The following is a 25391-nucleotide window of genomic DNA, read 5'->3' as shown; positions in this document are numbered from 1 at the left end:
AATAAGATGATTTCATCTTAAGAATAAAAAGTATTTTCTTTTTTTATATAGGCTAAGTTTAAAATAAATATTAGTATTTACAAATACTGAACAATATTTATAGGTAACAAAGGAATATATTACAATAAATATTAACAAATTTGAAATATAAATATGAATAAATCGATTAGACAATAAATGTTATAAAATCTTAAAAGTGGCTTAATAACTTAATGTAAATGTATTCTATGTTTAGTTCTTTTAAATAAATTGGATATTAATTAGAAAAAATTTCAATAATTTGGATTCTATATTAAGTTTAAGTTAAAAAGAATATTTAAAACTTAACAAGCAAGTGATTATATTGTAAAATGTTATAGGATTGATATTTTAAAATTAAAAAAGAAAAATTAGAGATTTGTACTTTACAAATTAAGCAAATTGGAGGAGAAGTATCTTGAAAGATGCAATTTTTACTTTAATTGAGGTTGCCGGTGGTTTAGGACTATTCCTTTTCGGTATGAAGTTAATGGGAGAAGGACTAGAGAACGCTGCAGGTGATAAGTTAAAAAGTATATTAGAGAAAGTTACTAAAAATCCTATATCAGCAGTTTTAGTAGGAGCTTTTGTTACTATGGTAATACAAAGTTCAAGTGCTACTACAGTAATGGTAGTTGGATTCGTTAATGCAGGTCTTATGAACTTAGCACAGGCTGCTGGAGTAATAATGGGAGCTAATATTGGGACAACCATTACAGCACAACTTGTTGCCTTTAAGTTAGATGAGATTGCACCTTTATTTGTAATAATTGGTGTTGTGTTATTAATGTCAGCTAAGCAAAAGAAAAGAAGAGATGTGGCTAACATAATATTAGGATTTGGTATCCTATTCATGGGTATGGGAATAATGAGTTCAGCATTAAAACCATTAGCTGCATCACCAATGTTTAAAGATCTTATAGTTGCTATTGGACATAATTGGTTTTTAGGAATATTTACTGGATTAGCACTTACAGCTATACTACAAAGTTCATCAGCTACAACAGGGATATTAATAGCTTTAGCATCAACAGGTAGTATAGATATAAAAGTTGCATTACCAATATTATTTGGATGTAACATAGGAACATGTGTAACTGCTTTATTAGCTAGTATTGGTGCCAATAAAACAGCGCATAAAGCTGCTGCAATACATTTAATGTTTAATGTTTTAGGTACATTGATATTTATACCATTTATAGCACCACTTGGAGATCTTGTTATAAAAATGAGCCCAGGGGATGTTGAAAGACAAATAGCTAATGCGCATACAATCTTTAATATAACTGCTACTATAATACTTGTACCATTAAGTAAGTACATGATTATGATAGTTAACAAATTAATTAGAGGTGAAGATGAAATTGAGCACTGTGGACCTAAGTATCTTGATGAAAGATTATTAGAAACACCAGTAATAGCTGCAGGACAAGTTCAAAAAGAAACTTTAAGAATGGCGAATAAAGCTAAAGAAAACTTAGAGTTAAGTATGAAAGCTTTTAAAGAAAATAATGAGAGCTTAGTTAAAAAAGTATATGAAAATGAAAAACTTATAAATGTATTAGAAGAAGCAATAACTTCTTACTTAGTTAAATTATCTAAGTGTGAATTATCTGCTAAAGAAAGTAACTTAGTAGCATCAACTTTCCATGTTGTAACTGATATTGAGAGAATTGGTGATCATGTTGAAAATATAGCTGATTTAACATTGGAAAAGGTTGGAAGAAGTCTAAAATACAGCGAAGATGCTTTAAAAGAAATAGATTATATATATAATCAAACAATTAAAGCTTTAGATGTAACAATAGATGCCTATGCAAATGAAAATGTAGATGAAGCTGGAACTATTTACGAAATAGAAAGAAGAATAGATTCATCACAAAAAGAATTTAGAGAAAATCATATTAAGAGATTAAGTCAAGGTTCTTGTAGTGCTTATGATGGTGCAATATTTATGGACTTATTAAGTAACTTTGAAAGAATCGGTGACCATGCAACTAACATAGCTGAAAGTGTTATGGAAGTTTACTAAGATTATTAAAAGAACACCTAGAATTAGGTGTTCTTTTTTTGTATAAACTTTTAGAATATTTCTTTATATATAGGAAAAAATAAATTGGACTTCATAATTAAATAAGTTGTTTATTTTAGAGTAATAATTAAATTTACTTTGATATTAATGCTTCTTTATGGTTTCTAATTAAAGGAATCTTAGAGATATATAATTATATAAATATAGGAGGTATTCTAAATGAAGAAAATAATTAAGATTTTATCAATGATGATGATTTCTTTTTTAGCTTTTAATATGATTCTGGTAAAAGTTAATGCAGAGGAATGTAGAAAAGTTATATTGATAGATCCTGGCCATGGAGGAATAGATGGAGGAGGTAAAAGTGCAAGTGGAATATTAGAGAAGGATATAAACCTATCAATATCCTTGAAAACTAAGGCTATTTTAGAAAGCAAGGGATATAAAGTAGTAATGACAAGAAGTGAAGATGTGGGGTTATATAGTGAAGGTAAAAAGGTAAGAGAAAAGAAACAAGAAGATTTAGCTAATAGAGTTAAGATGAAGAAAGAAAGTAGTTGTGATGTTTTTATAAGCATACATCAAAATATGTTTCCTCAAAAAAGTTGTAAAGGAGCTCAAGTATGGAGTGCCAACAATGAAGCGAGTCAAAAGTTAGGGCAAATAATTCAACAAAAGTTTAGAGAAGAGGTTGATTCTAGTAACAAAAGAGCACCAAAAGTTGCAAAGAAAGAATATAAAATATTAAGTGATGACCATGAATGTTCTTCTGTAATATTAGAATGTGGATTCTTATCAAATCCAGAAGAAAGTGTATTATTAAGTAAGGAAGAGTACCAAACTAAAATTGCTAATGCCATATCAAATTCAATAGATGAATATTTTAAAACAGTAGATGAAAAGAAAAACTAGGCTTGAAAAATTTACTTCAATATCATTAGGTCTAATAGAATTAAATCTATAAGATAAAAAAATAAGGTTTAAAATTAAGAAAAATAGTATTATAAATAAAAGACATATTAAGAAATTAAGTAATTTAAACTTATTCATAAAAACTCCCCAAAATAAATCTACTATATATATACTTTAATTTATTTAGTTATTATGACAATAAAAAAGCTATGCTGTATTAGCATAGCTTTTATTTTATATATTTTTAAAGCCTTTTCCTTTAACTTCTGAAACGTCAATTATAGTTATAAAGGCACTTGAATCTATATAATGTATTGTGTTTTTTAACTCAATCATTTGTCTTGTAGTAACTAGACAATAAAGCATTTTCTTTCTATCGTGAGTATATTCACCTTCAGCTAAAAGAGAAGTTACTCCTCTATGAAGATCATTTATTATGTAATTTATTACTTGTTGTTCTTTATCAGTTATTATAAGTAGTAACTGTTTTGAGTGAATACCTTTAATAACTTTATCAACTAATACTGTCTGTACAAATATAGATATAAGTGTATAAAGTGCTGTTTCTAAACCAAAGAAAATTCCACCTAAAGCAACTATACACATGTTCAGTACGAAACTTAGTGATCCTATATTAAAGTTTGAGTATTTTTTACGGATAACCATAGTAACTATATCTGTTCCTCCAGTTGATCCACCTTTAGAAAATACTAAACCATAACCAAAACCGCATATGGCACCACCAAAAACACAGTACAATAATTTATCATCTAATGATACAAGATGTGATACTGGTGCTGTTATCATTAATGATATAGATAAAGCTAACATTCCTATAGCTGAGTTAAATGTAAACTGCTTTGAAAGTTTAAAATAACTAAGTATAAATAAGGGAATGTTTATGAGTAAAACAACAATACCTGAGTTAACTCCCATTAAGTATTGAAAGATAAGTGCAATACCTGTTGCTCCACCACTAAGAAGTTTAGCATTTGATAAAAATAGGTTTACGCCTAAAGATGCGATAAAACAACCTAAAATAATAAATGCATTATCAATTAGTAATTCTTTTTTCTCTCTAATGTAATTCATTGGGATTCTCCTAAATTTACAATAAATAATTTCATAGGTTATTATAATGCTTTTTTTTTTAAAGTAAAGCAAATAGATACATTGAAAAAGCAACTGATGTGTTTTTATGGTAAAATACATTGTATATACTATGATTTTCACTGAATTAATAGTAGAATTTATATCTTAATAAAATCGTAATAAATAAATATGTTAATTTTAATTTTCCTCCTTTACTATTTAAGGGAGGCATAAGTTTAAGGAGTGCTTTATTATGGAAAAAGAAAAGTTTAATGTTTTAGTTGTTGATGATGAGAAAGAAATAAGAGATGCAATAGATATATATTTAAGAGGTGAGGGAATAAATGTAATAAAGGCTGGAGATGGATTTGAGGCCTTAGAAGTTCTTGATAAAGAAGATATCCATTTAGTAGTTTTAGATATAATGATGCCTAAATTAGACGGTATGAGAACTTGTTTAAAGATAAGAGAAAGTAGAAATATACCAATAATATTACTATCAGCAAAATCAGAGGATAGTGACAAGATATTAGGGCTAAATATTGGTGCAGATGATTATGTGACAAAACCATTTAACCATCTAGAGCTTGTTGCTAGAGTAAAATCTCAATTAAGAAGATATGACTATCCTTTAAATAGAGAAAATACTCAAGACTTAATAGTAATAAAAGATTTAACTATAGATACGGTAAATAAGCAAGTTGCTTTAAGAGATGATAATATCAAGTTAACAGCAACAGAATATAAAATATTAACACTTTTAGCATCTCATCCAGGAAGAATATTTTCAATTAAAGAAATATATGAAAGAGTATGGGAAGAACCTTTTTATAAAAGTGAGAATACGGTAACAGTTCATATAAGAAGAATGAGAGAAAAAATAGAAATTAATTCAAAAGACCCTGAGTATATAAAGGTGGTGTGGGGACTTGGGTATAAAATTGACAAATAGTTTTTCTAGATGGTGGAGAAACTATAGCCTTTCAGTAAGAAGTATAGAAAACATGTTTATAATAATATTTGCAGTATTTATTCCTGTTCTTTATATTATTTTATTTGGAGGATATACTTTCGAAAATATAGTAAAACTAAATGCAAAGGCAAATACTGATATAAGTAACACTGTTATGTATAGAAATGCATTAATAAATCCACAGAGATATAGAGAAAGTAGACTTTTAGCTCAATCTGTAGATATATCGGATTTTCTATATAATGAAACCAACTATTTAAGTACATTAGATAGCCTAGATACAAGAGAAGAAAAGCAAGCTTTTATTTCAAAGCTTCAAGAAAGAGCAACTAGTTATTCTGGAGTTGTTTTAGTAAATAAGAAAACTGGAGAATATTACTCTAATAGAGTATGGTTTTATGAAAAGCCATACAATCTTTCAACCCCTAAAGAAGTTTTAGAAAGCTTATCAAAGAATGATAATGTAGTCTTTAAGGAAATCAATCCTTCAGATAATTATGAAGAAATATATTTTTCTAGAGGAGAGCTTTATGATTCTGAAATAAGTTCAATTAAAATTGCTTTTATTGTGACTATGACAACTACAATTTTAATGATACTTTTAATTATAAAAAAACTAGCTATGATTAAAAATATGGGAATAAAGGCTTATAAAAAAAGCTGGAGAAATGGTTATTTCTATAAATTTTTAGAGTGTTTAAATGTATTAATTACGAAGAAGATGTTTATAGAAGAATTTTTAAAAGATAAAGTGGTTATATTCACTATTTCTTTTACAATAATATATATTCTTATAAATGGTTTTATGAGAAATATAGAATTCGTATGGAAGCAATATCACTATGTCTTAACAGATAATAGATATTTATGGTTGATTCCAATTATTTTTATAGTTCATTTTATTGGAAAATTCATAAGAAAGTATGATGGGTTAGATACTATAATAAAAGATATAGAAAAAGTTAAAAAAGGTGATACTGAAATTGAAATAAAGGATAATGATGACAAACAAGTAAGAGAGTTAGCAGATGATGTTAATGATCTAAGATTAGGATATAAAGAATTAGTTGAAGAGGGAGTAAAAAATGAAAAGCTAAAAACAGAACTAATATCTAATGTTTCACATGATTTAAAAACTCCATTAACTTCAATAATAAATTATGTAAATATCCTTCAATTAAATGATATAACAGAAGAGGAAAGAAAAGAATATATTGAAATATTAGATAAAAAATCTCAAATGCTTAAAAAGCTTATAGATGATTTATTCGAGGTTTCTAAGATGTCTTCAGGTAAAGTTGAATTATTTAAGTATAATATAGATATAATTCAACTTATATATCAATGCATAGCAGAAGTTGAGGACATATATTCAGAAAAAGAAATTCAGTTTAAGATAAATTCACCAGAAGAATGCATTGTAAAAATAGATCCTCAAAGAATGTCTAGGGTTTTTCAAAATTTAACTACTAATGCTTTAAAATATAGTTTAGAGAAAACTAGAGTATATATTGAAATTAAAGATTTAGAAAACTATTTAGAAATATCATTTAAAAATATTTCATCATATGCCTTAGATTTTGATGAACAGGATATTTTGGAAAGATTTGCAAGAGGAGATGAATCAAGAAATTCAACTATAGAAGGATCAGGATTAGGATTAGCTATAGCTAAAACTATCGTGGAACTTCATAACGGTAAATTTAGAGTTGAATGTGAAGGTGATTTATTTAAAGCTTTTGTAATAATACCTAAGAATAAGGAAGACAATAATGAATAAGAATTATAGTCTTTTATTATTAACTTATTTTAAAATCTTCACATAAAGAGTATAATTACTATATAATAATATTTATTTAATAAAATTATTTGTTAAAATATTAATTAAGAGAAGGTGTGAGGAAATGAGTTATTTATTTTTAGAGTATCCTAAATGTAGCACTTGTAGAAAGGCTAAGAAGTGGCTTGAGGAGAATAATATAGATTTTATAGATAGAATGATAGTTGAAGAAAATCCGACTAAAGAGGAATTAAAAACTTGGTATGAAAAAAGTGGAGTTAAGTTAAGTAAGTTTTTTAATACTTCAGGTAAATTATATAGGGAAATGAACCTAAAGGATAAAGTAAAAACTGCTAGTGAAGATGAGCTTTTAGAAATACTGTCAAGTAATGGTATGTTAGTAAAAAGACCGCTACTTATAAAAGATGATTTAATTCTTATAGGATTTAAAGAAGAAGAGTGGAATGAAAATTTAAAATAATTAAAAGACTACAGGAGAAGATTCTGTAGTCTTTTTTTATTAGTATACCAAAAGCATTATTCTACTTATTGTAGGAATAAATTTAAATTGTCAATAATTATTATTAAGCAAATAACATTAAAAAAAGAAAATATAACTTATATAATAAGAGTTATTGATATAAAAACCTAACTTTTTCAAGAAATTCAAGTTTTACAAAACAGACTTAAATTATTATAATAAATTGTCAAGATATTGTGCGAAAATAAAGATTAATTACTATATATTGTGGAGGGGTAGCTAATGACACTATTAAAGAGATATTGTGCATGGTCTATAGAAGAACTAAATGATGAAACGGGACTATATACTGAAGAAAAGTTAATGGTAGCTTTAGATAATATAGTTACATCAAAAATGGGAGAAAAAGAGATAATAAAATCTTTCATACAAGTTTCATTAGAGTTAACTTCTCAAACGGAACCAAGATGGCAAGAAGTAGCGGCAAAGTTATATGTTAAGAATTTATATGAAGAGGTAAGGATAAACAGAGGATTAGAAGGTGGTGTAAATCCATATGATAACTTCTATGATTTTATAAAAGAACTTACTGATAAAGGTTTATACGGAAAATATATTTTAGAAAATTATTCTAAAGAAGATATAGAAGAGTTAGAAAAAGAAATAAAAAGAGAAAGAGACTTTTTATTTACATACAGTGGAATAAATTTATTAGCTAAAAGATACTTAGTTCAAGATTTTAATAGATTACCATTAGAGCTTCCTCAACAAATGTTTATGGGAATTGCTATGCATCTTGCTATTCCTGAGAAAAAGGAAAAGAGACTTTATTGGGCTAAAAGATTCTATGATGTTTTAAGTTCTATAAAAGCTACAATGGCTACACCAACTATGTCTAATGCTAGAAAGCCATTCTATCAATTAAGCTCATGTTTTATAGACACTGTAGATGATAGTTTAGCAGGTATATATAAATCATTAGATAACTTTTCAAAAGTTTCTAAGTTCGGTGGTGGAATGGGAATCTATATGGGTAAGGTAAGAGCTCTAGGCTCAGCTATAAGGGGCTTTAAAGGTGCATCAGGCGGAATTATACCTTGGATAAAATTATTCAATGACACAGCTGTAGCCGTTGACCAACTAGGAGTTAGAAATGGATCAGTTGCTATTTGGTTAGATGCTTGGCATAAAGACTTACCAGAGTTTCTTCAAATAAGAACAAACAATGGAGATGACAGAAAGAAAGCACATGATATATTCCCAGGGCTTTGTTATCCAGATTTATTTTGGAAGTTAGCCGAAACTGATATAGATGCTAACTGGTATATGATGTGTCCTCATGAAATAAAGACTGTTAAAGGATATTCCTTAGAAGATTTCTATGGAGAAGAGTGGGAAAAGAAATATTATGAGTGTGTAGAAGACTCTAGAATAGAAAAGAGAGTTATGAGTGTTAAGGACATTGTTAGACTTATAATAAAGAGTGCTGCAGAAACAGGAACACCTTTTGCTTTCTATAGAGATACTGTAAATAAATTTAACCCTAATAAACATAAGGGTATGATATACTCATCAAATCTTTGTACTGAAATAATGCAAAATATGAGTTCTATGGAGATAGAGCAAACAGAGATTAAGGATGAAAATGGTGATGTAGTAGTTATTGAAAAAACTAAACCAGGAGACTTTGTTGTTTGTAACTTATCTTCAGTGGTATTAGGAAATGTAGATGTTACATCAGATGAAGAAATAGAATACATAGTTGAAACTCAAATAAGAGCTATGGATAACGTAATAGATTTAAATTATTATTCAGTTCCATTTGCTGAAATAACAAATAAAAGATATAGAGCAGTTGGATTAGGAACATCAGGATACCATCACATGCTTGTAAATAATAAGATTGTATGGGATTCAGAAGAACATTTAGAGTTTGTAGATAAGGTTTATGAAAGGATAAACTTCTATGCTATAAAGGCTAGTTTAAATATAGCTAAGGAAAAAGGAAGCTATCCATTATTTGAAGGTTCAGACTGGAGCAATGGTGATTATTTTGAATTAAGAGAATATAATTCACCACAGTGGAAAGAACTAAAAGAAGAAGTTACTAAGCATGGTATGAGAAATGGATACTTATTTGCAGTGGCTCCAAATGGTTCAACAGCTACTTTAGCGGGAACTTCAGAGGGAGTAGATCCAGTTATGAATAGATTCTGGCTAGAGGAGAAAAAAGGAAGCATAACTCCAAAAGTAGCACCAGGGCTATGTCAAGAAAACTTCTGGTATTATGTTTCAGCTTATAATGTAAATCAAGAGTTTACTGTTAGAGCTAATGGAGTGAGACAAAGACATATAGACCAAGGACAATCATTTAATCTATATATAACTACAGACTATACTATGAGACAAATCATGAATCTTTACATAGCTGCATGTAAAAATGGAGTTAAGAGTATTTACTATGTAAGAAGTAAATCATTAACTGTTGAAGAGTGTGAGAGTTGTTCAGCATAGAAAAAATAGATTAAGAGAATAAAGATACTCATCTAAATTTAGATGGGTATCTATTACGTATAAACCAAGAAATAAAGTGATGAAAGGTGACGCAGAAATGGAAATAAATAAAAGACCTCTTTTTAATGAGTTTGGAGATACTGAAACTAATAAGAAGAGAATGATAAATGGTAATACAACTAACTTAAATGACTTTAATAATATGAAATATACTTGGGTTTCAGAATGGTACAGACAGGCTATGAATAACTTCTGGATACCAGAAGAAATAAATTTAGCTCAAGATTTAAAGGATTATAAAAAGTTAACTAAGGAAGAAAAAACAGCTTATGATAAAATATTATCTTTCTTAATATTCTTAGATTCAATACAAACAGCAAACTTAGGAAATATAAATAGTTATATTACTGCTTCAGAGGTTAACTTATGTTTAACTATACAAGCTTTCCAAGAAGCGGTTCACTCACAAAGTTATAGCTACATGTTAGATAGTATTTGTTCACCAGAGGAAAGAAATGAAATACTATTCCAATGGAAGGATGATTCTATATTACTTCAAAGAAATAAGTTTATAGGAGAGCTATATAATAACTTTTTAGAAAACTCAACTATGGAAAATTTTATAAAATCAGTAATGGCTAACTATATCCTAGAAGGTGTTTATTTCTACTCAGGATTTATGTTCTTCTATAACTTAGAGAGAAATGGAAAAATGCCAGGTTCAGCTCAAGAGATAAGATATATAAATAGAGATGAAAATACTCATTTATGGTTATTTAGAAGCATAATAAAAGAATTAAGAGAAGAAATGCCAGAGGTATTTACTGAAGAATTAAAGAATGACTTAAGAGAAATGGTTAGAACTGGTGTCGAGCATGAAATTGCATGGGGACATTATGTTATAGGTGATAATGTTAATGGGATAAATAAAAATCTTATAGAAAAATATATAAAATATATAGGAAACTTAAGGGTTAAAGCTATAGGATTAGAACCTTTATTTGAAGGATATAATGAAAATCCAGCACCATGGGTAGATTACTACGCTGATGCAAACCAAGTAAAAACAGATTTCTTTGAAGCCAAATCAACAGCTTATGCTAAAGCTGGAGCTTTAATAGATGATCTATAATCTTTAATATATTCAACATAAGAAGAGGCTGTATTAATAGTGCTTAAAATAAAATTTATAAATATATTCTGAGAATTACTAAATTCCAGCAATAATTTATAAGTTCTATTATATAAGATTTTTATACAGTCTCTTTTTTTACATGTTTTTATTTTGTCATGTCTTAAAATGGTATTAAATTTTAGCTAGATTTAAATAAAATGGTTTATTCCAATAAATCAGGAGAATTTAAATCATAATGCAATCCACAGCTACAGAGGCCTTCTCCAAATAAGATTGAATATGATTGAGGAAAAGCACTATTTATCTTTATCACTTCTTTAGCAAATTCCTCTCTGTCTTTAGGTATATCCATTAAAGCATCAGCCTTTTCTTGTGTATCAATTATAGCACCAGAAGGTATAAACTTATTTGGAGGTATTTTAATGGCTCCTGTTACCAAGGTATTTGCAGAAATATAAGTTCCTTCACCTACTATTGCATAGAAAACAGTACTATTAAAGCCAACAAAGACATTATCTTTTAAGTAACAAGGACCGTGAATTATGGCACCATGAGCACAGGAAACTGATTTGCCTATATAAATAGAGTATTTTTTATTGTCTATAAGAACTTTTTCTTTAGCTAATCCATGTAATATAACACCATCTTGTAGATTGGAGCTTTCACCAATAAAAAATGGAGAACCTTCATCACATCTAACAGTAACATTGCAGGCTATAAAAACATTCTTTTCAATAGTTACATCTCCTATAATTGAAGAAAAAGGACCAATAAAGGCTGTAGGGTCTATACTTGGAGAAATACTTACTTTATTAATCTCAGTTTTAGGATTTGGACTTATAACATATGGATGAGTATTTAAATTATATACATTTTGACGTGAACTAATAGAATTCATAACTTATCACCTTAAATTAACTTTATAACTTCATAATATTAACATGCTAATTAGAATGTGTTATTACTAAAATAATGTATAAATTTTTATTTCAAAATAGACAATAAAATTATAGTTTAAAGATAGAGTGAGTATTTAAAAGCATTAATAAGATAAATAAATATAAAATAGATATTCGTTAATGATAATCATTTTCAATGAGATAAAGTTTATGTTAAAATGACATCATAGAAAAACAAACATTTGGAGGTTTAATATGGCTAAAATGATGGGACCTCGTTTCAAAATGTGTAGAAGACTTGGATTAAATGTAATAGGACATCCAAAGGCGATGGAACGAGCAAGCAGAGGAACAAGCAGAGCAGATAAAAAATTATCTGATTATGGTGTTCAATTATTAGAGAAACAAAGATTAAGAGCTTATTATGGTGTTATGGAAAGACAATTTACTAGATATGTAGATCAAGCTTTTAATAGTAAAGAACAACCAGGTGAAGCTTTACTTATGATTTTAGAGTCAAGACTTGATAATATGGTATATAGAATGGGATTTGCAACTTCTATAAGACAAGCTAGACAAATGGTTAACCATGGACACTTCTTAGTAAATGGAGAAAAAGTAAATATACCATCTTTTAGATTAAATGTTGGAGATGAAGTTGTTTTAAGAGAGAAATCAAGAAAAACAGAAATGTTTATAAACAACTTTAAGGATAGTATAGGAAGTGAAGTTCCTTACGTAAGTAAAGAAGAGGAAAGCTTTAAAGGAATATTTACTAGAAAACCTAAGAGAGAAGAAATTCCAATAACAATACAAGAGCAATTAATAGTTGAATTCTATTCTAAATAATAGTAATGCTGTATAACTGTTTAATTCAATAGGAAATTTAGTTTTAATTACCAAGCTGTTCCCGTAGTTAAGACTAAAATATCTTGTCATAATTATACCTAATAATGTTACTAAACTCTTACTAATAAAAAACACTTGGAGGTGTGCTGGCCTCCAAGTGCTTTTTACTTTTATTATTTTTTTACATCTATATTATACTTTTTACATTTTAGAGAAACTGTTCTATGAGTTAATCCTAAAGCTTTACCAGCCTTATTAAATGATTTATATTTTTTCATAGCTGCTTCAATTATTTGCTTTTCATATTCTTCGAAAGGAAGGATATGATCCACATCAATATTTAAAGCGAAAGAAGTAGATTCAATTGGCTTTAAATAAGAAGGAAGATATTTGCTATCTATATAATCTCCATCGCATAGATTTATAGCCCTTTCCATTATGTTTTCAAGTTCACGAATGTTTCCAGGCCAAGAATATTCAATTAAGAGATTAAGAGCATCTTGGTTTATTCCTAATATACTTTTATTTAGCTTTTTATTTAGCTTAGTTATAAAATGCTCAACTAATTCAGGGATATCTTCCTTACGTTCCTTAAGAGGAGGAAGATTAATACCAAGGACATTAAGTCTATAATAAAGATCTTCTCTAAATGAACCTTCCTCAATCATTTCTTCTAAATTTCTATTAGTTGCTGCAATAACTCTTACATCAATGTTCTTAGGTGCAATTCCTCCAACACTTTCAATTTCTCTTTCTTGCAACACTCTAAGTAGTTTAACTTGCATTGATAAAGGCATATCACCTATTTCATCTAAGAAAATTGTTCCAGTATCAGCAATTGCAAATTTACCTGGCTTACTTTGAACTGCACCTGTAAAAGCACCTTTCTCATATCCGAATAATTCACTTTCCAATAGATTTTCAGGTATTGAAGCACAGTTAACTCTAACAAAGGGTTTATTTTTTCTATTACTATTATTATGTATAGCTTTTGCTATAAGCTCCTTTCCTGTACCACTTTCACCTCTAATAAGTACTGTAGAAGTAGTTTCAGAAGCTTTTTGACACATATACATTATGTCTTTTAATGTTCTAGTTGAACCTATAATGTTTTTAAAAGAAGAATTTTTAGAAAGTTGTCTTAAAAATTCATTTTTATAGTAATCTAATTCTTGTTCAGATTTATTTAATTTTGACATAAGCTCTTTAATTAAGCTAACTGGTCTAGAAGTTGAAATAACTCCTTTAAATTCACCATCAATAAATAGTGGGTCAATAGTACTTATGACATTAGTACCATTTTTCTTATGAATTACATCTTTTAATAAAGTTTTTTCTTTAAATACTTTAGCTCTAAGCCCTTTAGGAGAAACATCAAAAATGCTTTTTCCTATAATATCAGTACTTACTTTAGAGAAATTTTTAATATATGCAGGATTTAAGTAGTTTATTATGCCATTTTCATCTAAAAAGCAAATCATATCCTGTGAGTTTTCAAGTATCTTTGTAAATTTCTCGTTTATTTCCTTCATACCTATAAGATCAGATACATCTTGAATTACACTAACAGCTCCTATAATTTTTTCATTTATAAAAAGAGGAGAACTATTCACTAATCCAACTCTATTATTAATATGAAGTGTAGAACCATATTTTTTTAAATTACTAAGCATAACATGAGGAAGTTGAGATGAAGGAATTACCTCGTTAATTTTTTTACCATTAACATCTTTTCTATCACATCCAATGAATCTTAAAGCATATTGATTTATTGTTATTATATTTTGGTCTATATCTATAACAACAATTCCTATAGGTAGACTTTCTAGAACCTGTTCGTTAGCTACTATACTAGCATCAATTATTTCATCAATTTCACTATCTTCAGATTCTGAAGAATCATTTATGTTTTTATCAATAAAATCCATAAGAGATTGAACTGCTAATTTTTCAATCATTCCTTCATTTTGACATCCAATTAATATTCTTTCACCAGGTAAAACCTTAAGGGAAAGAATTGCAAGCATACTTATTCCAAGCCAATCAGTATAAGAATCTTTTTTTATATAAAGCTTAACTTTATATTTTGACTCTATTTCAGAGGCTTTATTAACAATCATAGCAGAGTATCTAGTATGTAATCCTAAGGGCGTTTTTATGATTAATTCTCTTGAATACATTAAATGAAATCACCGTCCAAAGTTTTATTTTAATGAATTATATACAAAAAAGTGAATGTACTTGATATTTTTTATCAAGCATTAATAATATATTATCAGAAAAACATATTATTTTAAAGGTTTTATATATGTTATTATTAATAAAAAAGAAATTTCTAAAGAAAATGTGATAAAAAATATCAAGAGTAAAATTTGATTGATATTTTTTATCACATTTAGTATAATAAAAGCAATTAATATAACTAATTATTTTTATGTAAGTTTTTAATGAATAAAATATTTTTATAAGAATTATAGGCATTTTTACTAGGGTTTATGAGTATAATATATCTTGAAAAATATTATGCTTTAAAAACTTGGCACGCAAATTGCTGTTGTATATAGGCAGTGAATTTGAAAAGTGAATTAGTTGAATTGTGATTGATATTTAATGTTGTATTTAGTTGAGTACGAACTTAAAGGAGGACTACATAATGAAAAAAGGTATTGCTGCTTCAAAAGGATATGCAATAGGAACTGTATTTATACAAGAACATGAGGAAATAGTAATAACTGATGCGAAGGTTTCAGATATAGCTGCTGAAAAAGAAAAGCTAGCTAAAGCTTTAGCTCAATCAAAAGAGCAATTAGAAGCAATAAAAGAAAAAACAGCTAAAGAAATCGGAGAGCATGAAGCTCAAGTTTTTGAAGCTCATTTAATGTTATTAGATGACGTAGAGTTTACTGGTCAAATGGAAATGACTATTGAAAATGATCAATTAAACGCTATGAAGGCTGTACAAAATGTTACAGATACTTTCGTTATGATATTTGATTCTATGGATGACCCTTATATGAGAGAGAGGGCAGCAGATATAAAAGACGTTTCTAAGAGAATAATAGCTAACCTAGCAGGTAAGGGCGGAAACGGAATGGAAAATGTAGGAGCTAACACTGTTGTTGTAGCTCATGACTTAACACCTTCAGATACTGCTCAATTAGATAGAAGTAAAGTTGTTGGTTTCTTAACTAACATCGGAGGAAGAACTTCTCACTCAGCTATAATGGCTAGAACATTAGAAATACCAGCTGTTGTTGGATTAGGTGATATAACAACTTCAGTTAAAAATGGAGATACTATCATAGTTGATGGTATTGAAGGTGTAGCTATAATCAACCCAGATGAAGCTACTATAAATGAATACAAAGCTAGATTAGAGAAGTTTAAAGCAGACCAAGAAGAATTAAAGAAATTAATAGATGTTAAAACAACTACTAAATCAGGTAGAAGAATAGAGGTTTGCGGAAATATCGGTAAACCAGAAGATATAGATCAAGTTTTAGAAAATGGTGGAGACGGAGTTGGACTATTTAGAACTGAGTTCTTATACATGGATAGAGATGAAGCTCCAACTGAAGATGAGCAATTTGAATCATACAAATATGTTTTAGAAAAAGCAAATGGTAAGCAAGTTGTTATCAGAACATTAGATATCGGTGGAGATAAAACTCTTCCATACTTACCATTACCAGAAGAAATGAACCCATTCTTAGGATACAGAGCTATAAGATTATGCCTAGACAGAAAAGATATATTTAGAGTTCAAATAAGAGCTTTATTAAGAGCTTCTGTTTATGGAAATCTTGCAGTAATGTTCCCAATGATTTCAGGATTAGAAGAATTCCAACAAGCTAAAGCATTTGTTGAAGAATGTAAAGCTGAATTAAAAGCAGAAGGAATAGCTTACTCTGATTCAATTCAATGGGGTATCATGGTTGAAATTCCAGCTGCAGCAGTTTATGCTGATGAATTAGCTAAGCATGTTGATTTCTTCTCAATAGGAACTAACGACTTAATCCAATATACATTAGCTGCTGATAGAATGAGTGAAAAGGTATCATACCTTTACAACCCAATGCATCCAGCTGTATTAAGATTAATCAAAATGACAATAGATGGTGCTCACAAACATGGTAAGTGGGTAGGAATGTGTGGAGAGATGGCAGGAGATGAAAGAGCTATACCAACATTAGTTGAATATGGCTTAGATGAATTCTCAATGAGTGCTTCATCAATCTTAACTGCTAAAAAGATAATAATGGAACAAGAATAATAGTCAATAATTTAAAAATTAATATACAACACTCAAAACCCTAAGTTTTGGCACGAATTGTTTCGTGCCTTTTTTTATATAAAAACTTATTTTTTTATTAAATAAATTTATTATTGAGTTTTAGGTAAAAATAATAATAATTTAAATAAAGGAGGTGTATTTTTTGTTAAAGATAATAAAAAATATAGAGGTTTATGATCCAGAGTATTTAGGCAAAAAGGATATTGTTATATTAAGTGATAAAATTGAAGGGATATATGATGAAGTAACTGTTCCAGAAAATTTTATAAATATTCAAGTTATTGATGGAGAAGGAATGATAGCTGTTCCAGGATTCATAGATTGTCATGTCCATATAATTGGTGGGGGTGGAGAAGGTGGATTTAGAACACGAACTCCAGAACTTCAATTAAGCAGTATTATAAAAGGTGGAATAACTACCCTAGTAGGGTGTATAGGAACCGATGGAGTTTGTAGAGACATGAAGGGATTAGTTGCAAAAGCAAAGGCTTTATGTGAAGAAGGTGTTACTTGCTATTGTTATACTGGATCTTATGATGTTCCTGTAAATACTATAACTAAAAGTATTAAGAGTGATTTACTTTTGATAGATAGAGTTATAGGTGTTGGTGAAATAGCCCTTTCAGATCATAGAAGTTCTCAACCAACCTATGAGCAGTTTATTAATATAGTAGCTCAGGCTAGAGTTGGAGGACTTTTATCAGGAAAGGCTGGGATAGTAAATGTTCATTTAGGTGCTGGAAAAAGAATGATCGAGTATATAACTAGATTAATAAATGAAACTGAGATTCCACCAAACCAGATTGTTCCTACTCATATGGGAAGAAGTAGAGAGCTTTTCGAGGCTGGTATAAACCACGCTAAAGCTGGTGGTCAAATTGATTTGACTACATCATCAGATCCTCAGCATTTAGAGGAAGGAGAGCTAACAGCTGGCGAAGGACTTAAAAAGCTTTTAGATGCTGGAGTAGACATAGAGAGAATAACCTTTTCTTCAGATGGAAATGGAAGTATGCCATTATTTGATGAAAATGGAGAGTTAAAAGGTTTAGGAATATGTTCAGTAGAAAGTCTTTTTAATGAAGTTAAGGAGGCTATAAAGCTTGGGGTACCTTTAGAAAAGGCTATAAGAGTTATTACTAGTAATGTTGCTAATGTTTTAAAGTTAGAGCATAAAGGCTTTATATCAACAGGAAAAGATGCAGATATAGTTTTATTAGATAAAAAAAATTTAGATATAAATTCTGTTATATCTAAAGGGAATATTTTGATGAATGATAAAAAATTGTTAGTAAAAGGTACCTTTGAATAACAAACTTATAAAAGTTAAATAATAGTTATTATTTGTAACATTGACTTAATATTTTAAATATAATATAATTGTAAGTAATAAAGTACCCCTAAGGGGTATATTAGGAGGCGCGTAAAAATGGTAAAACACATAAATGATCAAGATTTTAATACAGAGGTAATAGAAGCAAGTGAAGTAGTAGTTGTTGATTTCTGGGCAACTTGGTGTGGACCTTGTAAAATGATAGCACCAGTTATAGAAGAGTTAGCAAATGAAATGACAAATGTTAAATTTGTTAAAGTTGATGTTGATAAAAACCCAGGTTCAGCTGGAAAATATCAAATACAAAGTATACCAACTTTATTAATATTCAAAGGTGGAAAAGTTGTTGATACTTTAGTTGGATTTAGACCAAAAGCTGCATTAGTTGAAGCTATCAAAAAACACGTTTAATGAGCTTCTTAAGGAGATGAACAATTTTGAGCGAGAGATATGATATAGCCATAATAGGAAGCGGACCAGCTGGTCTTTCAGCTGCATTAAATGCAAAAATCAGAAATAAAAAATTTATTCTTTTTGGTAATGATGATTTAAGCACAAAGCTTGTTAAAGCACCAAAAGTAAATAACTATCTTGGATTTGTAGGAAAAGATGGTATTGACCTTAAGAATCAGTTTATGGGTCATTTAAAAGAAATGGATATAGAGATAACTGAGGAAAGAATAAATAGTATTTATGCTATGGGAGATTATTTCGCTCTTATGGTAAATGAAAAAATGTATGAAGCAACTTCAATAATAATTGCAACTGGTATAGAATACACAAAACCTATGAGAGGTGAATCAGAATTCTTAGGTAAAGGTGTAGGCTATTGTGCTACTTGTGATGCTCCGTTATATAAAGAAAAAGTTGTAACTATAATTGGTTATAATAAGGAAGCTGAAGAGGAAGCTAACTTCGTAAGTGAATTAGCAGCTAAAGTTTACTATGTTCCTAGATATAAAGGAGAATTTAATTTAAATTCATCAATAGAAGTTGTTGATGATATTCCTGTAGAAATACAAGGAGATAATAAGGTCACTAAACTAGTTACTAAGAATGGTGAAATAGATACTGATGGTATATTTGTATTAAGAGATAGTATATCACCAGGTCAATTAGTACCAGGTTTAAAAATAATTGGTGATCATATAGATGTTGATAGATCAATGAAAACCAATATAGAAGGATGTTTTGCTGCAGGTGATTGTACAGGTAAACCATATCAGTACATGAAAGCTGCTGGTGAAGGAAATGTAGCTGCCTTAAGTGCAGTATCGTACTTAGACAGTAGAAAATAAGAAAAAGCTAACACAAAGTGTTAGCTTTTTCTTTAGGTAACATTAAAAAATACATGTTGACCTATACTTTTTTCTCCTGTCTTTTCAACGCCTTTCATCCACGAGCATGTAGCAATTTTAGGGTTATAAAAATATAATGCTTCATTTGTTGGGTCACAGCCTTCTATAGCTTTAATAACAGCATTATAGCTATCACTATCAGGTACTACGTCTATTTTACCGTTTCTAACGCAGGAAAAGGCATTTTTTTGAGTTATTACTCCTTGAATAGTATCAGGGAAGTGAGAATCTGTTGTTCTGTTAAGAATTACTGAAGCAACAGCGATCTTGCCATCAAAAGGTTCACCTTTACTTTCAGCATATACAACCTGAGACATTAAATATATGTCATCTTTGGTCAAGGATATTGTAGAGTTTGAGCTCTTGAATACAGCGACAACCTCGTCAGGTGTATTACAGATTTGATCAGATTCTGGGTTTTGTGAATTAGCAGCTATTTCTGCTAATTCTATATAATCATTTTTGGTTACATGCTCATTTGAAAGAGAAAGCCCTAAAACTTCTTTCTCATTAAGTGTAGTGATAAGAAATAAGGCGAAGGCGAAGATGAAGTAAGTATAAATACTCTTTTTCATAAGAACCTCCTTTTAGGTAATTATTTTACTTTGTATATTGTAACCAAAAAAATAGACTTAATACGCTATTTTAATTTTTAATATAATTATCTAAGGACTTTTCGGCAGATTCTAATGAATAGATGAATTCATCAAATAGCTCAGAAGACTTATCATAATAATCTTCTGCAGTCTTTTTATTTTCGATCTCATCTAAAAGACCCTTGTAGAAATAATCAATGTAGTTACCATAAGATTTTAATGCCTTTTCAAGAGCTAAGAAGCAATCATTAGCTTGTTCTGGAATAGGCAAGGAATATAAATCATTTTTAAGTTCTTGGAGAGAAGCAATTTTACTGTCTATGTCGGTTGTTAAAACTTTTAAATCTCTATTGGATTCTTTTATTAGGTTTGCTGTTTCAAAAAGTTTTTCATCCATTGAAGAAAGTTTTAAAGCTATTGATTTCATGGCAACCACAAAATCATTTTTTTGGCTTTGGACAAAGTCTTTATCTCTATTTGTTTTTATTAACTCATTTATATAATAAAAAATGTCTTGAAGATAAGTATTTCCTTCTTTGTATAAATAAACAGGAATTAAATTAGCTCTACATAGGTAATAGTAATTTTCACATTCTTCTTTTAGCTTTAACGCAATAGCATATTCATCAGCTAGATTTAAGGCATCTGGTGTTTTTAGAATAGATAGTATTTTATTGAAAAGTTCAATATTTTTTTCTAAGCCATTACTAATAGGTGTTAATAAATATTCTCGTTTTGGAGAAACTGTTAAAGATTTTATATTAGAATTTATGTTTGAAAGTTTTTCAAGTTTATTTTCTATGGAGTTTATATAATTTTCTGAAGTTATGGTTCCTTCAGAAAAATCATAAGTAAGATTAATTTCAGAAATAGATCTTCCTAAGTCTTCAAGCTTAGATTTTTCATTATGTGCTCTAAAAAAGGAAAATCCTAAAACAAATATTAGTATTAGAACTGCAAATATTATATATATCAAGGAATTATCAATATATTTTTTATACTTAAAGTCCATAATAAGTACCCCCTCATTTGATTTTTATTAAAATATATGAAGAAATACATGATAACATTACCTAGAATATGTAAAACTACAAAGAAATGATTTAAAATATATTTTATAATTATATTTTTATTGTATAATTTAATTGTTAAGGTAATGGAGGTGAATTTTGTGCAAGAATTAATAATGATATTTACAAATAGTTTAAAGGATATATCTATTTGGTCAATCATAGATATTTTAATTGTAGCCTTTATATTTTATAGAGGTTATATATTAATAAAGGAAACTAGAGCAGAGCAATTATTAAAGGGAGTAATATTATTATTGATTTTAATCCCTATAAGTTATGTTTTAAGACTTCAAATGTTAAACTTTATATTAACAAAGACATTAACAATAGGAGTATTATCAATAGTAATTATTTTTCAACCTGAAATCAGAAGGGCATTAGAACATATAGGAAGTACTGCTTTTGATGATTTTCATGTAATTCAAGATGATCAAAAACTAGAGGAAGTTATTGACCAGCTTATAACAGCAGTAGAAGACATGGCTGAGACTAAAACAGGAGCTTTAATTGCTATTGAACAGGGAACTGGTTTAGCAGAAATAATATCCACAGGAACTCAGTTAGATGCTATTATAACATCAGCATTAATAGAAAATATATTCTTTAAGAATACTCCATTACATGATGGAGCAACTATAATTAGAAATGATAGAATCGTTTCAGCTGGTTGTGTTTTACCATTAACAAATAATAATACTATAAATAAAAAGTTAGGAACTAGACATAGAGCGGCTATAGGATTATCTGAGATATCAGATGCTTTAGTTATCGTCGTTTCAGAAGAAACAGGAGCGATATCCTTAGCTGTAAAAGGAAGATTAACTAGAAATTATGATGGTAAAAAGTTAAAAAATATATTATTAAAAGTCATGAGGAATAGACGTGATAAGAGAGGTAAATCTTATGGGGAGAAGGTGAAAATATGCTTAAAAAAATTAAAGGAAAAAATTTCTTGATAAAATTTATATGCTTATTATTATCCTTTTCACTTTGGTTATACATAATAAATGTGGAGAATCCAGTTAGAGAGTATAAATTGAATAATGTTCCTGTTCAAGTTGTAAATGCAGATGTTTTAAAGGGATATAATTTAGTATTGATCCCTAATCAAAATTTAACAGTAGACTTAGATTTAGAGGGGCCTTCAACTGAAATATATAAGGTTAAGAAAGAACAATTTAAAATAGTTGTTAATTTAGGAGAGTATGTTTTAAAAGAAGGAGATAACAACATACCAGTACAAATAGAAAGTTCTCCTAATAATATAAATATAAAAAACAATGGACTTTTAAGAGTTAATGTAGCTCTTGATAAATATCAAGAAAAAAGTTTACCTATTGAAAGTAAAATAAAAGTAAATACAGAACAAGGAACTTATGCTGATAAAATAACTATTAATCCACAGAATGCTACTGTATCAGGGGCTCAATCCTTAGTAAGCAAAGTTAAAGCTTTAGAAGTAAAAGGTGAGATAAATGATGTTAGCAAAGCTGTTAATATGAGTTTACCCGTTGTTGCTGTAGATGAAAATGGAAATGAAATTAAGGATGTAAATATAAGTCCAAATAAGGTAGATGTATCTTTTGGAGTTAAAAAAGCTAAGGAGGTACCAGTTAATGTAATAACAACAGGAACTCCTAAGGAAGGCTTAGCCTTAAAATCAATTACTCCAAGTATTGCAAAAGTTAGCTTAATTGGACCGGAAGATGCATTAAGTAAAGTTAGCTTTGTGGAAACTACACCTATAGATGTATCTCAATTTGCAGATGATGCAGAGGTAACAACGGTGTTAAAAGTTCCAGATGGAGTAAGCTTAACTTCTAATGATCAGTCTCAGATCAAAGTTAAATTAGATTTTAGCAAAGACGCACAAAAAGAAATTGATGTTCCAGTAACTATAGAAGGAAGTTTAGAAGGTTATACACCTGAAACTGATGTTAAGACCGTTAAGTTAACATTAGATGGGCCAGAAGATTCTATAAGTAATATAGATGTAAGTAAGTTTAAATGTAGTATTGATATATCAAAACTTACAGCAGATGGAGGAAGTGTAAAACCAACTATATCAAATTCTTATGATAACATAAAAGTTATTAATATGAATCCAGTAGAGGTTAAGGTAACTTTTAAAAAGAATGCTGAGTCAACTGGTGGTACTGATAATAATACTAATCCAGAAAATCCAAACAATAATAATAGTGATAATAGTAACAGTAGTAACAGTAATAATAGTAACAATAATAATAGTAATAGTAATAGTATTTCACGTGCAAATAATAAGCATAATAAAAATAATAAGCAATAAATATTTACCACAGATTACTTTAGGGTTATTCTGTGGTAAAATAATTTACTAAAGAAAATAAAATGGAGGCAATTTTATGACTATTAGAATAAATAATATTAGTTTAGATATAAATGAAGATTTAAGTCTTTTAAAAAATAAAGTAGCTAAAAAATTGAAGATGTCTAAGGATGAAGTTGGAGATATAAAGATAATAAAAGAGTCTTTAGATGCCAGAAAAAAGAATCTTATAAAATTTAATTATTGTATAAATATAGAGCATGAAAATGAAGATAAAATAGTTGCTAGACTTAATGATAAAGATGTGAAAATAGAAACGGTTAATTATGACTTTGATTTTAAGTTTGGAGAAAAAAAGCTTGAACATAGACCTGTAGTTGTGGGATTAGGACCATCAGGATTATTTGCAGCTCTTTTATTAGCTAAAAAAGGATTTAATCCAATAGTATTTGAAAGAGGAGAAGATGTTGATACAAGAACTAAAACTGTAGAAGAGTTTTGGAGAAGTGGGGAATTAAATCCAGAATCAAATGTACAGTTTGGTGAAGGTGGTGCAGGAGCATTTTCTGATGGAAAGCTTACAACTAGAATAAAAGATACAAGATGTGATTACGTACTTGATGCTCTTGTAAGAAATGGAGCACCAGAGGAAATAATTTATAAAGGGAAACCTCATGTAGGAACCGATATATTAAAGAATGTGGTTAAAAATATTAGAGAAGAAATAAAAAGATATGGCGGAGAAGTTCACTTTAATTCAAGATTTGAAGGAATAATAAAAAAGAATAACAAACTAAAAGGAATTAAGGTTAATGGAGAAGAAGTTCCATGTGAAGTAGTAGTTTTAGCTTTAGGACATAGCTCTAGAGATACATATGAAATGTTATTTAATGAAGGAATATTCATGAAGCAAAAACCTTTTGCCATAGGAGTTAGAATAGAGCATCCACAAGAAATTATAAACTTAAGTCAATATGGAGAAAAATATGCTAATCATCCTAGATTAAATGCAGCAGAATATAGACTATCATATCAAAGTAAAACTTTAGACAGAGCAATATATTCTTTCTGTATGTGCCCAGGAGGAGTTGTTGTTAATGCATCTTCAGAAGAAAATAGATTATGTGTAAATGGTATGAGTTATCACGCTAGAGATAAAGAAAATGCTAATTCTGCCTTAGTTGTAACTGTGGGATCAAATGATTTTGGAGGTGATCATCCTTTAGAGGGAATGAAGTTCCAAAGACATTATGAAGAACTTGCATTTAAACTAGGTGGAGGAAACTATAATACTCCTATTCAGTTAGTTGGAGATTTTATGAATGATAGAGTTTCAACCAAATTAGGAAAAGTTAATCCAAGTGTATTGAGTAATGGGTATAGATTTGAAGATTTAAGAAAATGTCTTCCTTCTTATGTAATAGCAGGATTAAAGGAAGGTATCACTGATTTTGATAGAAAGATAAAGGGTTTCGGTCATAATGATGGTGTTTTAACTGGTATAGAGACAAGAACTTCAGCACCAGTTAGAATTGAAAGAAATGAAAAGTTACAAAGTATATCTTTAGAAGGACTATATCCTGCCGGAGAAGGTGCTGGTTTCGCAGGTGGGATTGTTTCAGCGGCAGTAGATGGATTAAAGGTAGCTGAAAATATAATGAAAGAATATAGTGTTTAAAATTTAACAATTAAATAAAAAATAATAATTTGAATATTCTGAAAACTTATGTTTTCAGAATATTTTTTG

Annotated in this window: 20 protein-coding genes; 15 read left to right on the top strand and 5 right to left on the bottom strand. The window is 28.8% G+C overall.

The features are described from left to right. Positions 1-436 precede the first annotated feature (436 nt). Both AC2A4K_RS15545 and cwlD read left to right on the top strand, forming a co-directional pair. Positions 437-2050, top strand: a complete 1614-nt coding sequence (locus tag AC2A4K_RS15545) for a Na/Pi cotransporter family protein (protein ID WP_322505011.1) — start codon at positions 437-439, stop codon at positions 2048-2050. A gap of 219 nt (positions 2051-2269) precedes the next feature. Then, positions 2270-2962, top strand: coding sequence for an N-acetylmuramoyl-L-alanine amidase CwlD (gene cwlD, locus AC2A4K_RS15540; RefSeq protein ID WP_322505012.1), 693 nt, complete (start codon positions 2270-2272; stop codon positions 2960-2962). Between the two features lie 234 nt (positions 2963-3196). Here the strand turns inward: cwlD and AC2A4K_RS15535 are convergent, their stop codons facing one another. Beyond that, entirely contained in the window at positions 3197-4054 is an 858-nt protein-coding gene (locus AC2A4K_RS15535; protein ID WP_322505013.1) for a YitT family protein, read from the bottom strand. Between the two features lie 253 nt (positions 4055-4307). On the opposite strand from AC2A4K_RS15535, the gene AC2A4K_RS15530 reads away from it, so the two are divergent. The 5 genes from AC2A4K_RS15530 (at position 4308) to AC2A4K_RS15510 (ending at position 10934) form a co-directional block, all read left to right on the top strand. Further along, positions 4308-5006, top strand: coding sequence for a response regulator transcription factor (locus AC2A4K_RS15530; protein ID WP_322505014.1), 699 nt, complete (start codon positions 4308-4310; stop codon positions 5004-5006). Next, entirely contained in the window at positions 4984-6807 is a 1824-nt protein-coding gene (locus tag AC2A4K_RS15525; RefSeq protein ID WP_322505015.1) for a sensor histidine kinase, read from the top strand. Before AC2A4K_RS15530 ends, AC2A4K_RS15525 begins: the two co-directional genes overlap by 23 nt. A 124-nt stretch (positions 6808-6931) precedes the next feature. Continuing rightward, the gene (locus AC2A4K_RS15520) at positions 6932-7288 is read left to right on the top strand and encodes an arsenate reductase family protein (protein ID WP_322505016.1); all 357 of its coding nucleotides are present in this window, start codon (positions 6932-6934) and stop codon (positions 7286-7288) included. A gap of 282 nt (positions 7289-7570) precedes the next feature. Further along, positions 7571-9802 (top strand): ribonucleoside-diphosphate reductase subunit alpha, encoded by a 2232-nt coding sequence (locus AC2A4K_RS15515; RefSeq protein WP_322505017.1) that lies wholly within the window; start codon positions 7571-7573, stop codon positions 9800-9802. Between the two features lie 97 nt (positions 9803-9899). Then, entirely contained in the window at positions 9900-10934 is a 1035-nt protein-coding gene (locus AC2A4K_RS15510) for a ribonucleotide-diphosphate reductase subunit beta (RefSeq protein WP_322505018.1), read from the top strand. A gap of 205 nt (positions 10935-11139) precedes the next feature. Here the strand turns inward: AC2A4K_RS15510 and AC2A4K_RS15505 are convergent, their stop codons facing one another. Then, positions 11140-11835, bottom strand: coding sequence for an LbetaH domain-containing protein (locus AC2A4K_RS15505; protein ID WP_322505019.1), 696 nt, complete (start codon positions 11833-11835; stop codon positions 11140-11142). A 256-nt stretch (positions 11836-12091) separates the two neighbouring features. Between AC2A4K_RS15505 and rpsD the strand changes: the two genes are divergently transcribed. After that, positions 12092-12685 carry a 30S ribosomal protein S4 gene (rpsD, locus tag AC2A4K_RS15500; RefSeq protein WP_322505020.1) on the top strand — a complete coding sequence of 198 codons (594 nt, stop codon included), beginning with the start codon at positions 12092-12094 and terminating at the stop codon, positions 12683-12685. Between the two features lie 173 nt (positions 12686-12858). Here rpsD and AC2A4K_RS15495 read toward each other — a convergent pair whose 3' ends face one another. Next, positions 12859-14865 carry a sigma 54-interacting transcriptional regulator gene (locus AC2A4K_RS15495; protein WP_322505021.1) on the bottom strand — a complete coding sequence of 669 codons (2007 nt, stop codon included), beginning with the start codon at positions 14863-14865 and terminating at the stop codon, positions 12859-12861. 473 nt (positions 14866-15338) lie between these two features. Between AC2A4K_RS15495 and ptsP the strand changes: the two genes are divergently transcribed. The 4 genes from ptsP to AC2A4K_RS15475 all read left to right on the top strand — a co-directional run bounded on the left by ptsP (position 15339) and on the right by AC2A4K_RS15475 (position 19610). Continuing rightward, on the top strand, positions 15339-16958 hold the full coding sequence (gene ptsP / locus AC2A4K_RS15490; protein ID WP_322505022.1) for a phosphoenolpyruvate--protein phosphotransferase: 1620 nt from the start codon (positions 15339-15341) through the stop codon (positions 16956-16958). A gap of 163 nt (positions 16959-17121) precedes the next feature. Continuing rightward, on the top strand, positions 17122-18291 hold the full coding sequence (gene iadA / locus AC2A4K_RS15485) for a beta-aspartyl-peptidase (RefSeq protein ID WP_322505023.1): 1170 nt from the start codon (positions 17122-17124) through the stop codon (positions 18289-18291). A gap of 117 nt (positions 18292-18408) precedes the next feature. Continuing rightward, the gene (gene trxA / locus AC2A4K_RS15480; protein ID WP_322505024.1) at positions 18409-18723 is read left to right on the top strand and encodes a thioredoxin; all 315 of its coding nucleotides are present in this window, start codon (positions 18409-18411) and stop codon (positions 18721-18723) included. A gap of 26 nt (positions 18724-18749) precedes the next feature. Continuing rightward, positions 18750-19610 (top strand): NAD(P)/FAD-dependent oxidoreductase, encoded by an 861-nt coding sequence (locus AC2A4K_RS15475; protein WP_322505025.1) that lies wholly within the window; start codon positions 18750-18752, stop codon positions 19608-19610. A 32-nt stretch (positions 19611-19642) separates the two neighbouring features. On the opposite strand, the gene AC2A4K_RS15470 is transcribed toward AC2A4K_RS15475, so the two are convergent. After that, positions 19643-20245 carry a cell wall hydrolase gene (locus AC2A4K_RS15470; RefSeq protein ID WP_322505026.1) on the bottom strand — a complete coding sequence of 201 codons (603 nt, stop codon included), beginning with the start codon at positions 20243-20245 and terminating at the stop codon, positions 19643-19645. A gap of 70 nt (positions 20246-20315) precedes the next feature. Next, positions 20316-21278 carry a hypothetical protein gene (locus tag AC2A4K_RS15465; protein WP_322505027.1) on the bottom strand — a complete coding sequence of 321 codons (963 nt, stop codon included), beginning with the start codon at positions 21276-21278 and terminating at the stop codon, positions 20316-20318. A gap of 159 nt (positions 21279-21437) precedes the next feature. Between AC2A4K_RS15465 and cdaA the strand changes: the two genes are divergently transcribed. From cdaA to AC2A4K_RS15450, 3 genes are all read left to right on the top strand, one after another. Beyond that, on the top strand, positions 21438-22295 hold the full coding sequence (gene cdaA / locus AC2A4K_RS15460; protein WP_322505028.1) for a diadenylate cyclase CdaA: 858 nt from the start codon (positions 21438-21440) through the stop codon (positions 22293-22295). Continuing rightward, positions 22262-23644, top strand: a complete 1383-nt coding sequence (locus AC2A4K_RS15455; protein ID WP_322505029.1) for a CdaR family protein — start codon at positions 22262-22264, stop codon at positions 23642-23644. The genes cdaA and AC2A4K_RS15455 overlap by 34 nt, the downstream gene beginning before the upstream one ends. 76 nt (positions 23645-23720) lie before the next feature. Beyond that, positions 23721-25322, top strand: coding sequence for an NAD(P)/FAD-dependent oxidoreductase (locus AC2A4K_RS15450; RefSeq protein ID WP_322505030.1), 1602 nt, complete (start codon positions 23721-23723; stop codon positions 25320-25322). The last annotated feature ends 69 nt before the right edge of the window (positions 25323-25391 follow it).

Source organism: Clostridium sp. LIBA-8841, from assembly GCF_057782475.1.
This window is presented reverse-complemented; position numbering and strand designations above follow the sequence as displayed.